The 14,182-nt window shown below is 35.8% G+C and carries 11 protein-coding genes and 1 pseudogene; 5 read left to right on the forward strand and 7 right to left on the reverse strand.

Translation table 11 applies throughout. From position 1 onward, the window contains the following. Nucleotides 1-90 precede the first annotated feature (90 nt). Entirely contained in the window at nt 91-900 is an 810-nt protein-coding gene (locus tag P8625_RS03630) for a toxin-antitoxin system YwqK family antitoxin (protein ID WP_279652137.1), read from the forward strand. Between the two features lie 250 nt (nt 901-1,150). Here P8625_RS03630 and P8625_RS03635 read toward each other — a convergent pair whose 3' ends face one another. Then, nucleotides 1,151-1,303 (reverse strand): transposase, encoded by a 153-nt coding sequence (locus P8625_RS03635; protein WP_279652906.1) that lies wholly within the window; start codon nt 1,301-1,303, stop codon nt 1,151-1,153. A 1,054-nt stretch (nt 1,304-2,357) separates the two neighbouring features. Between P8625_RS03635 and P8625_RS03640 the strand changes: the two genes are divergently transcribed. Further along, nucleotides 2,358-2,681, forward strand: coding sequence for an FEKKY domain-containing protein (locus tag P8625_RS03640; protein WP_279652138.1), 324 nt, complete (start codon nt 2,358-2,360; stop codon nt 2,679-2,681). Between the two features lie 158 nt (nt 2,682-2,839). Further along, on the forward strand, nt 2,840-3,421 hold the full coding sequence (locus tag P8625_RS03645; RefSeq protein ID WP_279652139.1) for a hypothetical protein: 582 nt from the start codon (nt 2,840-2,842) through the stop codon (nt 3,419-3,421). A gap of 148 nt (nt 3,422-3,569) precedes the next feature. Here P8625_RS03645 and ilvA read toward each other — a convergent pair whose 3' ends face one another. The 6 genes and pseudogenes from ilvA to P8625_RS03675 form a co-directional block, all read right to left on the reverse strand. Next, nucleotides 3,570-4,835 (reverse strand): threonine ammonia-lyase IlvA, encoded by a 1,266-nt coding sequence (gene ilvA, locus P8625_RS03650; RefSeq protein ID WP_279652140.1) that lies wholly within the window; start codon nt 4,833-4,835, stop codon nt 3,570-3,572. Between the two features lie 4 nt (nt 4,836-4,839). Next, the gene (ilvC, locus tag P8625_RS03655; protein WP_279652141.1) at nt 4,840-6,342 is read right to left on the reverse strand and encodes a ketol-acid reductoisomerase; all 1,503 of its coding nucleotides are present in this window, start codon (nt 6,340-6,342) and stop codon (nt 4,840-4,842) included. A 20-nt stretch (nt 6,343-6,362) separates the two neighbouring features. Next, on the reverse strand, nt 6,363-6,890 hold the full coding sequence (gene ilvN, locus P8625_RS03660; RefSeq protein WP_279652142.1) for an acetolactate synthase small subunit: 528 nt from the start codon (nt 6,888-6,890) through the stop codon (nt 6,363-6,365). A 6-nt stretch (nt 6,891-6,896) separates the two neighbouring features. Beyond that, nucleotides 6,897-8,631, reverse strand: a pseudogene (gene ilvB / locus P8625_RS03665) (biosynthetic-type acetolactate synthase large subunit). A 109-nt stretch (nt 8,632-8,740) separates the two neighbouring features. Then, entirely contained in the window at nt 8,741-10,417 is a 1,677-nt protein-coding gene (gene ilvD, locus P8625_RS03670) for a dihydroxy-acid dehydratase (protein WP_279652143.1), read from the reverse strand. Between the two features lie 4 nt (nt 10,418-10,421). After that, nucleotides 10,422-11,309, reverse strand: coding sequence for a branched-chain amino acid transaminase (locus tag P8625_RS03675; RefSeq protein ID WP_279652144.1), 888 nt, complete (start codon nt 11,307-11,309; stop codon nt 10,422-10,424). A gap of 894 nt (nt 11,310-12,203) precedes the next feature. Between P8625_RS03675 and P8625_RS03680 the strand changes: the two genes are divergently transcribed. Beyond that, complete coding sequence (locus tag P8625_RS03680) at nt 12,204-12,815, forward strand: GNAT family N-acetyltransferase (RefSeq protein WP_279652145.1); 612 nt, start codon at nt 12,204-12,206, stop codon at nt 12,813-12,815. After that, a complete protein-coding gene (gene argG, locus P8625_RS03685) occupies nt 12,812-13,990 on the forward strand; it encodes an argininosuccinate synthase (RefSeq protein WP_279652146.1) in 1,179 nt (392 codons plus the stop codon). The genes P8625_RS03680 and argG overlap by 4 nt, the downstream gene beginning before the upstream one ends. Nucleotides 13,991-14,182: the final 192 nt, after the last annotated feature.

Raw genomic sequence — 14,182 nt, forward strand, 5'->3', positions numbered from 1 at the left:
TTTTCAGTTTGGTGTGTACTTGCAAAAGTTATATCTTAGTCACGCAACTACTCATAGCCTGAACGTTAGCCACAAGCTGAAACCAAATTTATGAAATACCAATTGTCATTACTTCTTACCATTTTAGTTTCGAGTTTGATTTACTCGCAGAGTGAGTATGCTGAAAAATATGATAATGGTCAAATCAAAATTCAGGGATTTTTAATCGATAGTGTCTTAATTGGAAAATACACGGAATATTATAAAAACGGACAGGTAAAAACAACTGGAGAATTCAAGAATTGTGAATACGAAACTAATCACACAAAAATCTACGTTGCAGGTTGTGGAGTTGGAAATAATTCAACAATCAGAAAAGGAAAAAAACACGGAGAATGGAAAGATTATTACGAAAATGGAATTCTCGAATCTAAATACAACTATTTCTGTGGTTTAAGACAAGGGAATTTTTACAATTACCAAAAAGACGGAAAATTATATTGGATTGACTTTTATACTGCCGACAAAGAAATGGGAACTCAAGAATTCTATGAAAATGGACTTTTGGAAAAAATCTCAACTTACTCTTATGAATATTCCGAACACGATGGACACGATTTAAAAAGAACTGTCGAAACGGAATATTATAAAGACGGTTCACTAAAGATTCAAAGAGTAATTCAAGAGTTAAAAGACGACATAGAAAAAGAGAGTTTCAAAGAATATTATCCAAACGGATTTTTAAAAACGGAGTCCGAAATTATTGACCTCGATAAAAACGGAATTTATCGTGAATTTTACGAAAATGGAAATACAAAATACGAGGGGATTTTTAAAGACGACAAACCAATTGACAAACAATACTTCTATAATTCCAAAGGAGAAATTACAAAAGTTGAGACTTGGAAAGATGGAAAATAATAGAAACCGAAATAAAAAAAGCCAGTGGCTAACAATGGTAGCTGATGCACAACCCCCAAATTTCAAAAAACGGATTTCCTTTTAAAGCTATGTAAGGGTTGTATTTAGAACGAAGCCAAAATTTTTAACTCCTTATTTTGCTTTTTTTCTGAGCTTAAAACGAAATTTATTAAGTGATATCGTACGTTTTTTAACCAAAACACAAAAGCAGCTGCTTTGGCCTCAGTTTTAGTAGGTGTACCCAAGAGTTTTAATAGTTTTTTTTAATATTGTAAGCCGCCACAGCCATGAGCATGCACTTGTTGGCCCCATCGATACCCCTAACATTAACTTTGCGCAAGCCCATATACTGAGTGGGGATTCCAAAAAAAAGTTCTACCGAGCTTTGCCGTTTGGCTTTTATGTAGCCTTCCTGTAGACGTCTTACCCAGGCATGTTGAACTCATTCTGGGTGGGGTAATAGGTGATTGATATACTAGTATAACATGGAAATAGCTCGTTTATTGAAAAAAATAAAATCGTATATTGGGGTTGTCTAACAGGCATAATGGCTATAATTAATGGCTAGTTTTGAGCGTGCTTAAACACGCCACTAATCATACACAAAACGTTACCACACATTTGAGAAATGAGTAGAACATTGAAAATATTATCATCAATAATATTACTAATTTCAGGTTGGTTAATGATTGGAATAGGTTTTACAACAAAAATTGGTCATCCGACAAGTACAGTTTTGTTTTTACTTGGAATTACTTGTTTATTCATTGGGTTTATATGGGTCAAAACACCAAACGTTGGTAACAAGCTGAAAAACGAAATGCTGAAAGGAAAACAAAAACTGATTTTACTAATTTTTATTGTAATTCTGACTTTCATTTTCGGAATGCGATACGAATTGGATTATCGAATTTTGACTCGCAAAGCGATAAAATACTTGGCGAATTACAAACTCGGGTTTTATGGCGGAAAGGACTTTCGTTTTTTTGAAACGGACGTTGCTTTTATTCTGACTTTAATACCAATCGGATTTTATTTAACATCTCGAAAGGTAAATTCTCTGAAAAAAATAATCGGAATGAATCTAATCTATCTGATTTTAATTCCGACCTTTTACTGTCTTTATTGCTTTCTCGAAAGTCAGTTCATAAAAATAACAATAACGAACCCAATAATGAATGACGGAATTTTAAAATATCACCAAAATAATGTGAATTATAGAATGATTTTATTTTTAACAATAATCTCGACTTTTATTAGCGGATTAATAATTAAGAAATTAGCAAACTGAAAAAAGCCAGTGGCCCACACAGTATAAAAACAATTACTAAATTAGTGCTTTAACTAAAGGGCATTGCGCTATTGCTGCCTCTGATTTTCCCGCAAAAAATCATACACAAATAAGTTGACGAATGATACGCAGAAAAAAAATAAAAATCGGAATTGGAGTTATACTCTTGACAGTATTACTCTGGCAATACGGATTCCTAACTCGATATAATTACTTAACAGCAAAAATTGATTCTTGGCGAGATCAAGCAAGAATTGTTCAAGTTGGAATACCTAATTTCAACTATGGAGTTCCAGTTATTTCTCTTAATGAAAAATATGGATTTCACCAATCAAATACTGGATGTATTGTAACTAAACCAGAATTACGTGGAATTGACTCTTATAACGCTGAAATTGAAAAATATCTGAACAAGAAAAACGGAAAAAATTGGAGAAAAAAATATCAAGCGGAATTAGACTACTTGATTAAAAATAAATTGACCGAATAAAAAAACCTATGTATAACCGTATAAAAATAGTTGCTAAATTAGTGCTTAACTAAATGGCATTTTGCTATTGCTGTGTCTGATTTTCCTTCGGAAAATCCTCATACACAAGACCACACTATTCTTATACATAAACGTTAGCAACAATATAAACCAAATCCATGGAAGTACTTTTTCACTTCATATTTCAGTTAATTAAAATAGGAATTCTTGCGTCTATTTATTCCTTTATTTTAATCGGAATTTTATTATTTATTGGAAAATTTAAACCGACTGATTTTATAAAAAGAGTAAAAGTAGAAAAGAAAAAATACTGGTTTTCTTTTGGTCTTTTAATCTCAATAGGACTTTTTATTTTCTCTTTTACATATTGGGGAAATCACGGACTTGGAGACGCACCAATGATTCCAATCGGACATTGGGAAACGATTGAAAATACAAATTGGACTGAATACGGATATTTGAAAGGAAAAAAAACTAGCGACGGAATTAATATAGAAACAACACACTTTAAAGTTACGAATGATAAATTATGTGGAAATCTAAAAAGTTGGTTTTATGACTTTGAGAACACATATTTTGTATTGGACTTGAAAACGGACAAAATAACTGAATTCAAAACAGAATCTGAGTTTAATGAATATGCCGAAAATAATAAATTACCTAAATCAAATGAACTTTTGAGTTTTGAAGGTAATTATAGAAACCATTGGGGCGGAATAAGATTTCTGCTCTTACCATGAAAAAGAAAAATACTGGTGTTAACAAACAACCAAAATAGAAAACTCCTTTTCTTTACAGTATTTGCATTACGCTTGTAACGCATCCTTAAATCAAACGGACATCTATCCACAAAAACCTAACAATTTAAACTTCAAATTCAAAATTGTTTTATACCAAAAACTCAAATAAATTAGGTTTATCGTTTAGATATTCACCATAAAAATTTCGTGTTTTCATTCTTTCAATAAGCGGTTGCAAATCCTCCTTCTTTTCTAGTTCTATACCCACAACTGCCGGTCCGTTTTCTCTATTGGTTTTTTTAGAATATTCGAAAAAGGTAATATCATCATTCTCGCCCAATACCTCAGCAACAAATTCTTTTAAAGCCCCTGCACGCTGTGGAAAACGAATGATAAAATAGTGTTTCAATCCGCCATATAACAACGCACGCTCTTTTATTTCGGCAGTGCGAGTGATATCGTTATTACTGCCGCTCACCACACATACAACATTTTTACCTTTTAATGCTTCTTTATAAAAATCAAGTACACTGATGGTTAAAGCGCCAGCAGGCTCCACTACGATGGCCTCTTTATTGTACATTTCTAGAATTGTCTGACATACTTTTCCTTCAGGAACCGTAACGACTTCTGATAAGTTCTCTTGACAAATTTTGTACGTCAACTTTCCTACTTGTTGTACGGCTGCACCATCTACAAACTTGTCAATGCTATCTAGGATAATATTTTTATTTGCTTCTATAGATTTTTTCATAGAAGGGGCTCCTAAAGGCTCAACTCCTATTACTTTTGTAGTTGGTGATAACAACTTAAAAACACTCGACAAACCAGCAGCCAATCCGCCGCCGCCTACAGGCACAAATACATAGTCGATAGCTTGTTGTGCTTGTTCTAAAATTTCTAGTCCTACCGTTGCTTGACCCTCAATAATTTTTTCGTCGTTAAACGGGTGTACAAATGTTTTTTGCAAGCTATCAGATACTAACTTCGCCGCTTTATAAGCATCGTCGAAGGTATCGCCCACCAATTTGATAGCTACAAAATCACCTCCGAACATTTTTACTTGTTCTACCTTTTGTTTCGGAGTTGGTGCGGGCATATAAATCGTTCCGTAAATCTCTTTCTTTCTACAGGCTAAGGCAACTCCTTGCGCATGATTTCCTGCACTTGCACACACAATTCCGTTTTCTAATTCCTCTTTTGTCAAAGAACTTATTTTATTGTAAGCACCTCTAATTTTATACGAACGAACTTGTTGCAAATCTTCCCTCTTTAAAAAGATATTGGCATCAAAATGGGATGACAGATTAAAATTTTCTTGCAACGGAGTAACCGCCACAACTTCTTTTAAAGTTGCAGCAGCTTCCTCTATTGCTTCTAACTTAGGAAAATAAGTTTTTCTTTGAACTTCCATATTTTTATGCTAACACAGGTTCTTCTTTAGTCACATTTGTTTTAATTACCTTCATCGCCGTCATCGCCTCACGTAACTCTGCTCCTATCTTTTCAATCGGATGATTGCGAATAGCGTTGTTTACTTTAATTAATTCTAAATTATCTACTTCATTGCTTGTACTGTACTCTTTCCCAACAACATCAGTATGTACAGATTTCATAAAATCAGTTAACAAGGGTTTTGCTGCATGGTCGAATAAATAACACCCATATTCAGCAGTATCAGAGATAATACGGTTCATCTCAAACAGTTTCTTACGAGCTACCGTGTTGGCTATTAATGGCAATTCATGTAACGACTCGTAATAGGCCGAGGCTGAAATAATTCCTGATTTTACCATGGTTTCAAAAGCGAGCTCTACGCCCGATTTTACGAAAGCAACTAACAAAGTTCCTTTATCAAAATACGTTTGTTCTGAAATTTCTTCGGAAGTAGCGGCTGTTTTTTCAAAGGCTGTTTCTCCAGTCGCTGCGCGCCATGTATGTAAGTTTACATCATCGTTCGCCCAGTCTTCCATCATCGTTTTTGAAAAATGTCCTGACATAATATCGTCCATGTGCTTGCTAAACAATGGAGCTAATATTTCTTTTAATTCTTCGGAAAGTTGATAGGCTTTGATTTTTGCTGGATTCGATAAACGGTCCATCATATTGGTAATACCTCCATGTTTTAATGCTTCGGTAATGGTTTCCCATCCATATTGAATGAGCTTTGAAGCATACGCAGGTTCAATACCTTCTTCGACCATTTTATTAAATGATAAGATAGACCCTGTTTGTAACACCCCACATAAAATGGTTTGTTCTCCCATTAAATCTGATTTTACTTCGGCAACAAACGACGATTCTAACACTCCTGCTCTATGACCTCCTGTTGCATAGGCATAGGCTTTTGCTTGCGCCCATCCTTTGTTTTCTGGATCATTTTCAGGGTGTACAGCGATAAGTGTTGGTACTCCGAATCCACGCTTATACTCCTCTCGTACCTCGCTTCCTGGGCATTTAGGCGCCACCATAATTACAGTAATATCTTTGCGTACCTGCATTCCTTCTTCCACAATATTAAATCCGTGAGAGTACGATAAAGTAGCTCCTGATTTCATCAAGGGCATTACCGCTTCTACCACTTGAGTATGTTGCTTATCTGGTGTTAAATTGCACACCAAATCGGCTGTTGGAATGAGCCCTTCATAAGTTCCTACCTTAAAACCGTGTTCGGTGGCATTTTTATAGGATTGACGCTGTTCTTTGATGGCTTCATTACGTAGTGCGTAAGAAATATCCAATCCTGAATCGCGCATGTTTAATCCTTGGTTCAATCCTTGTGCTCCACATCCTACAATTACCACTTTCTTACCCTTTAATGCGGCAATTCCTTCAGAAAACTCTTCTGTGTTCATAAACCTACATTTTCCTAACTGCGCTAATTTTTCTCTTAATGATAATTGGTTGAAATAATTTTTCATTTCTTTCGTATTTGTGTTTTTTATGCTTTTATTAATTGTAATAATTGAGATACGGGCATTTCATCCTTCGTAATGGCTATTCTTCCTGATCGTACGAATTGCATGATACCGTGTTTGTCTAAAATATGATACAACTCTTCCACTTCTTCCTTTTTGCCAGACTTTTCCAACACAAAAAAGTTTTTATTAATGTTGATGACTCTTGATTTACTTTGATTGATAATCGTTTGAATTTCATCGTTGTTGGTTAACAAATCGGTACTGAGTTTAAACAAGCATGATTCTTGGTAAACCGTTTCTTCATCGGTATGGTAAAAAGCTTTGATAACCTCTACTTGCTTTTCAATTTGACCAATTATTTTTTTCATTTGCTCTTCTGTGATTTTTACTAAAAGTGTAATTCTAGAAACACTTTTAATTTCCGAAGAAGAACTGTTTATACTTTCAATATTAATATGTCTTCGTTGAAATATGGCTGATATTCTATTTAACAATCCAACATTGTTTTCTGTATAAATAGAAACTGTATAGGTGTTTTTTGTACTCATTTTTTGTTATTTTAATCGAATATCTGATACCGATGCTCCTGTAGGAATCATTGGAAATACGTTGTTTTCTTTTTCTACGCATACTTCTAAAAAATAAGCGTCTTTAGATTGCATCATTTCTTGAACAGCGGTTGCTAAATCTTCTCTTTTAGTTACTCTATTTGCGGCTATATGATATCCTTTGGCAATCGTAACAAAGTCAGGATTCGTCATTTCAGTCGAGGCATATCGTTTGTCAAAAAACAATTGTTGCCATTGTCGTACCATTCCTAAAAACTCGTTATTTAACACCACTATTTTCACAGCAGCTTTCGTTTGTAAAATCGTTCCTAATTCTTGTATGGTCATTTGGTAGCCACCGTCGCCAATTACCGCAATCACCTCACGTTCTGGAGTTCCCATTTTAGCTCCAATCGCTGCTGGTAATGCAAAGCCCATGGTACCTAATCCGCCAGAAGTAATACTACTTTTAGATTGATTGAATTCAGCATAACGACTTGCTATCATTTGGTGTTGCCCCACATCGGTAACTACAATAGCTTTTCCTTCTGAAGCTTCGTTTAGCTGTTTGATAACCTCTCCCATCGTGAGTCCTTCTTTGGTAGGGTACAAATCATTTTGTATCACTTTATCAAACTCTATGGCATCTAATTTTCTAAACTCTTGCAACCATTCTTTGTGTGAATTTTCTTGTAATAGTGGTTGCGCCGCTGCCAAGGTCTCTTTTACATTTCCTAAAACAGCAACAGTTGTTTTCACGTTTTTGTCAACTTCTGCAGGATCTATTTCAAAATGGATTACTTTGGCTTGTTTTGCATAACGACTCAAATCTCCCGTAACACGGTCGTCAAAACGCATTCCAATAGCGATTAGCACATCACATTCGTTGGTCAATTTATTCGGACCATAATTACCATGCATACCTACCATACCTACATGCAACGGATGTTTGGTTGGTAAAGCTGATAAGCCTAATAAGGTGCTTGCCGATGGAATTCCTGCTTTTTGTATAAACGCTTTGAATTCTTCTTCTGCTTCTCCAAGAATTACTCCTTGCCCCCAAACCACCAATGGCTTTTTTCGCCGCATTAATAAAGGCTACAGCCGCTTCAACGCTTTGCATATCCATCGTAGGAACTGGTTGATAACTTCGTATAGACGTACACTTTTTATATTCGAAATCAAACTCTTCAAACTGCGCATTCTTGGTAATATCAACCAAAACAGGACCGGGTCGTCCTGAACGGGCAATGTAAAATGCTTTTGCCATTACCTCAGGGATTTCGCTTGCTTTGGTTATTTGATAATTCCACTTGGTTACAGGCGTTGAAATACCTACAATATCGGTTTCTTGAAACGCATCGGAACCCAATAAGTGAGACCCGACTTGACCCGTAATGCAAACCATTGGGGTTGAATCAATCTGTGCATCGGCAATTCCTGTAATTAAATTCGTCGCTCCTGGACCCGAAGTTGCTATAGCTACTCCCACTTTTCCCGTTGCTCTTGCATACCCTTGTGCCGCATGGGTAGCCCCTTGCTCGTGACGTGTTAATACATGATGTAATTGATCTTGGTATTTATACAACTCGTCATATACTGGCATAATAGCCCCTCCTGGATATCCGTATAACAAATCGACTCCTTCTGCCAATAAACATTTAATTACGGCTTCTGCACCTGTAATGGTTACTTTTTGGGTGGTTTCTTGTGCTGTTTGTTGTTGTGTTTTTGCTTCCATAAACTCAGCTTTGTGCTTTTAGCTTTTGGCTATATGCTTAGTTATTTTATTAAATTTTAACGTTATTCAACATCGTCTTTAATCTTGACTCTTTTATTCTTTTCTCAAACTAAAATTCGTCGGTTACACATCCGTTAGAGGCAGATGCCACGGTTCTTGCATATTTATAGAGTACGCCTCTTGTTACTTTTAAAGGTGGCGCCACCCATTCTTGTTTTCTTTTTGTTAATTCTTCTTCTGAAACTTCTAGATTAATGGTATTCGTTTCAGCATTGATGGTGATGGTATCTCCGTCTTTTACCAAAGCAATGACACCTCCTTCTTGAGCTTCTGGCGTAATGTGCCCGACTACAAACCCGTGCGTACCTCCCGAGAAACGACCATCGGTAATCAAGGCTACTTCTTTACCCAATCCTGCTCCCATAATTGCGGCTGTTGGTTTTAACATTTCTGGCATTCCTGGTCCGCCTTTGGGACCTTCATACCGAATTACAACAACATCTCCTTTGGCCACCTTTCCGTCGCGTATGCCATCATTCGCTGCATATTCACCTTCAAAAACTTTGGCTTTTCCTGAAAAATACAAGCCTTCTTTTCCTGTTATTTTAGCTACGGAACCCTCTTTTGCTAAATTTCCGTAGAGCATACGTAAATGCCCCGTGGCTTTGATAGGGTTTTCTGTTGGTTTGATAACTTCTTGTCCGTTTGTTAAACTTGGAACTTCGGTAAGATTTTCGGCAAGTGTTTTTCCAGTCACTGTTAAACAGTCTCCATGTAACAAGCCTTTTTCTAATAAGTATTTTAAAACTGCTGGAGTTCCGCCTACCTTGTGTACGTCTTCCATCAAGTATTTTCCACTCGGTTTTAAATCGGCTAAAAATGGGGTTTCATCAGAAATGCGTTGAAAATCTTCTAGGGTAAATTGCACCTCTGCTGCTTTGGCTATGGCTAAAAAGTGCAATACAGCATTGGTTGAACCTCCCATAACGGTTACCAATCGCACCGCATTTTCTAGAGATTTTTTGGTAACAATGTCTGATGGTTTAATGTCTTTTTCTAACAATACTCGCAATGCTTCCCCTGCTGCAATACATTCTTGTTCTTTATCGTTACTAATGGCAGGATTTGATGAATTATAGGGTAAGCTCATTCCTAAAGCTTCTATCGCCGAAGCCATGGTGTTTGCGGTGTACATTCCGCCACAAGCGCCTGCTCCTGGGCATGCTTTTTCTATAACACTTTGGTACTCTTTTTGGGTAATGGTGCCTGCTACTTTTTCTCCCCAAGCTTCAAAGGCAGAGACTACATCTAATTTTTTTCCTTCATGACATCCTGATGCGATGGTACCTCCATACACTAAAACTGACGGACGGTTTAAACGCAACATTGCCATTAAGGCTCCGGGCATATTTTTATCGCATCCTACCACTGTTACCAATCCGTCATACGACATTGCTTGTACTACGGTTTCCATAGAGTCGGCAATGACATCACGAGAAGGTAGTGAATAACGCATACCTGGGGTTCCCATAGAAATTCCATCAGAAACGCCAATGGTATTAAATATCAATCCAATTAAATCAGCATTTTCAGTTCCTTCTTTTACCAATTTTGCCAAATCATTTAAATGCATATTGCACGGATTTCCTTCGTAACCCGTACTTGCAATTCCTATTAACGGTTTTTCTAAATCTGATTTTGATAAGCCAATGGCGTGCAACATCGCTTGTGCTGCTGGTTGTGTATCGTCTTGCGTTACTTGTTTACTGAATTTATTTAATTCCATATTATTAGCTTGCTTTGCGTTTTTGGCGTAGTCCTAATACTTCGTCTTTATATAATTTCATTAATTGATATCCGTGTGTTTTTTCCCATGCTAATGGAAATTGATATTCATCTAACGATTGTAATCCTACTACTTCGGCTGCGGTTCCTGTAAAAAAGCACGCATCGGCCTGTTTTAACTCTTCTAGGGTAAAGTGCTTTTCTGTTACCAATATTCCTTCTTCTCTGCACAAATCGATAACCGTTGAACGAGTGATTCCAGCCATGATATGACCTCTTGGTGGTGTGTATAATTTTCCGTCTTTCTGCATAAAAACATTTGCTCCTGAACATTCTGCTACATTACCGTTCATATCTAGCAACAGCGCTTCGTCATAGCCATCGTTCTTTGCTTCGTTTGTTGCTAATATAGAGTTGATATAGTGTCCTGTTACTTTTGCTTCTACAAAACATGACTTCGGATTCGGGCGTTGAAATGAGGAAGTTCTTACACGTAGTAATTTATCTCCCATATATTTTCCCCACTCCCAACATTGAATAGTTAAATTCGATTCTTTAGAGCTAAACAAACTCATATCGACTCCGGTAGTAACCAACGGACGTATATAAGCGTCTTTCAATCCATTACGTTCTAACAATTCGTAGGTGATTTGGGTTAGCTCTTCTTCTGAATACGCTAATGGAATGTTCATTACTCCTGCTCCGAACTTTAGCCTTTTATAGTGTTCATACGGCTTAAATATTTTAGTTCCTTCATTCGTGTGGTATGCTCTTATACCCTCAAAAACTCCATTTCCGTAGTGTAAACTTTGGCTGTATACATTGGCAGTGGCGTCTTTTGCCTTAATAAATTGCCCATTCTGATAAATTACTGTTTGTTCGTTGTAATACATTTTTTAATGGTTTCAGTGTTCAAAATTATTTTTCGTTTTTTTATTTATACTTTGGTATTTAGTATTTTAATGATTTCTATTCTGTATAAAAAGAATATAAATAACTGTTTTTAAGTGTTTTAACATTTTAAACTTATGATATTCACAAGAATAAAAAAGCCTGTATCATAAATTAGATACAGGCTTACTTATAGGTAATTATTATCTGTATCAACTCGGTGGAGAGCTAATAATGACAATACTAATTACTACGATGTTAAAAAATTGATTCATCTTTTTACGATATTAAAAAAGGCTTCCTAAAATTTAGGAAGCCTTTTTGTACTTTATATTTTCAACTTGTAAATACCACTTCCCTATCCTTGTGAGCTAATCACAATGACAATAATAGAAATGATATGTAACATTTGTTTTTTCATCTGATGTCACAAATATTTAAAATTATTTTTTAATTATCCTAATCTTTTTTATTTTTTTCTGTGTTTTTTGCTAAAAACAACTTTATAAACTACTGTATTTGTTGCACTTATAAAAAAAATACTTTTTTTTGTTGTAATTATTAAAATTTATTTTATAGATTTGTCGCATTATGCAAACAAATAAAACATATACTCATATACCCAGTTTTCTAGTGCGGTTTGTTAACCGACGCTAGGTCTTCCCTTACACAAAACTGAATATTGTATAATTTTATTTTTTTCTTTTGATTTCAACTAGTTACATTTCTACACCGTTCCAAATTCCTGTTATTATTTTTAATAACGCAATTTGTGTACGACCTATTTTTAACCGACGTCGCCCGTAAGGGTGTTGTTTCTTTTGGGAACCTAGGTGTGTCCGGTTCTTCATTCAGTTCAAAGATTACTAACAAAATATATTTAAAAATCAATTTCAATGAGAGTTGTTATTGCCAATCAATCGCATAGTAAGTATGCTGAAATTATTTGTCAAACTATTGACGAAGCTGCTCTGGTTAGAGGCACAGGAATTGCCAAAAGAAAACCAGAATATATTATTACTAAACTAGAAAATGGGAACGCTGTTATCGCTTTAGACAGAGATAAGTTCGCTGGATTTTGCTATATCGAGGCATGGAGTCACGGTAAGTTTGTTGCTAATTCAGGGTTAATTGTTCACCCCGACTACAGAGGTATTGGATTGGCTAAGAAAATTAAAAAAGTAGTTTTTGAACACTCCAGAGCAAAATTTCCGAATGCAAAGATATTTAGTATTACTACGGGTTTAGCGGTTATGAAACTAAACAGCGATTTAGGGTATAAACCTGTTACCTTTTCTGAACTTACCGATGACCAATCTTTTTGGAATGGTTGCCAAACCTGCAAAAACTACGATGTTTTACAGCGTACTCAACAAAAAATGTGTTTGTGTACGGGCATGTTATACGACCCTAATAAAAAGACACCACATATTAAAGTGAAAGAAAAAGTTTTTCAAAGACTTAAAAGAATCAAAGAAACTATCTTCTTAAAAAAAGACAAAAAATGAAAAAATTAGTAATTGCTTATAGTGGCGGATTAGACACTTCATACTGTGCCGTTAGTTTATCAAAACAAGGATATGAAGTGCATGCTGTAAGCGTGAACACAGGTGGATTTTCTTCCGAAGAAATTAAAAACATTGAAAAAAATGCGTACACCATGGGAGTGGCTACCTATAAAAACATTAATGCCGTAACAGATTATTACGACCAGGTAATTAAGTACTTAATTTTTGGCAATGTGTTAAAAAACAACACTTACCCGCTTTCGGTGAGTGCCGAGAGAATTATACAAGCCATCAAAATTGTGGAGTATGCCAAAAGTATTGGTGCCAATTCTATTGCTCATGGAAGTACGGGGGCTGGAAACGATCAGGTGAGGTTTGACATGATTTTTCAAACCTTAGCTCCTGAAATCGAAATCATCACACCTATTAGAGATTTACAACTTTCAAGACAGGAAGAAATCGAATATTTAAAAAACAACGGCATTGATTTATCTTGGGAAAAGGCTAAATATTCTGTAAACAAAGGGCTGTGGGGAACTAGTGTAGGTGGTGAAGAAACCTTAACCTCTAAGAACCCACTACCAGAGCATGCCTATCCGTCACAAGTAACGAAAACAACACCCGAGCAAGTAAAACTTTCGTTTGTAAAAGGAGAATTGGTTGCCGTTAACGACCATAAAGAAACTCCTGTACAAAATATTGAGTATTTGAATGCGATAGCTTCTGAGTTCGGAATTGGTAGAGACATTCATGTAGGTGATACTATTGTAGGAATTAAAGGAAGAGTGGGCTTTGAAGCAGCAGCAGCGTTAATTACCATTAAAGCACACCATTTGTTAGAAAAACACACGCTAACGAAATGGCAATTGCAACATAAAGAGTACTTGGCAAGTTTTTATGGAATGCATTTACACGAAGGTCAGTATTTAGACCCTGTAATGAGAGATATAGAGGCTTTCTTAGAAAACAGTCAGTCGAAAGTCACGGGAGAGGTGTTTGTAACCTTAAGACCATATCATTTTACTTTAGATGGAATTGATTCTCCGCACGATTTAATGAATGCTAAATTCGGAAGCTACGGGGAGCTAAACAAAGGTTGGACAGCGGAAGACGCGAAAGGTTTTATCAAAATCTTAGGAAATCAGAATAAAATATACCAACAAGTGAATCAGTAGGCAGTAGGCAAAATAGGAGTTAGAATTTTGTTATTTCAGCTATTTTTAAACTCCATAAAAACAAGAGGCAAGAATCAAGAAGTAAGCAATGAGATGAAAGAAAAGAGATTTATAGAAAAGTCTTTACACAAGTAGCGAAGCGATCTTTGTTCTTGGTTCTAAAATAACCGTCATAATGAGAAGATCATGGAG

It is taken from the genome of Tenacibaculum tangerinum, from assembly GCF_029853675.1.
GTDB lineage: Bacteria > Bacteroidota > Bacteroidia > Flavobacteriales > Flavobacteriaceae > Polaribacter > Polaribacter tangerinum_A.

Coding starts and splice junctions, on each gene's coding strand:
- argG (WP_279652146.1), top strand. CDS start 12,812: ATGAAAAAATTAGTAATTGCTTATAGTGGCGGATTAGACACTTCATAC.
- ilvN (WP_279652142.1), bottom strand. CDS start 6,890: ATGAGTACAAAAAACACCTATACAGTTTCTATTTATACAGAAAACAAT.
- P8625_RS03630 (WP_279652137.1), top strand. CDS start 91: ATGAAATACCAATTGTCATTACTTCTTACCATTTTAGTTTCGAGTTTG.
- P8625_RS03645 (WP_279652139.1), top strand. CDS start 2,840: ATGGAAGTACTTTTTCACTTCATATTTCAGTTAATTAAAATAGGAATT.
- P8625_RS03675 (WP_279652144.1), bottom strand. CDS start 11,309: ATGTATTACAACGAACAAACAGTAATTTATCAGAATGGGCAATTTATT.
- P8625_RS03680 (WP_279652145.1), top strand. CDS start 12,204: ATGAGAGTTGTTATTGCCAATCAATCGCATAGTAAGTATGCTGAAATT.
- ilvD (WP_279652143.1), bottom strand. CDS start 10,417: ATGGAATTAAATAAATTCAGTAAACAAGTAACGCAAGACGATACACAA.
- ilvA (WP_279652140.1), bottom strand. CDS start 4,835: ATGGAAGTTCAAAGAAAAACTTATTTTCCTAAGTTAGAAGCAATAGAG.
- ilvC (WP_279652141.1), bottom strand. CDS start 6,342: ATGAAAAATTATTTCAACCAATTATCATTAAGAGAAAAATTAGCGCAG.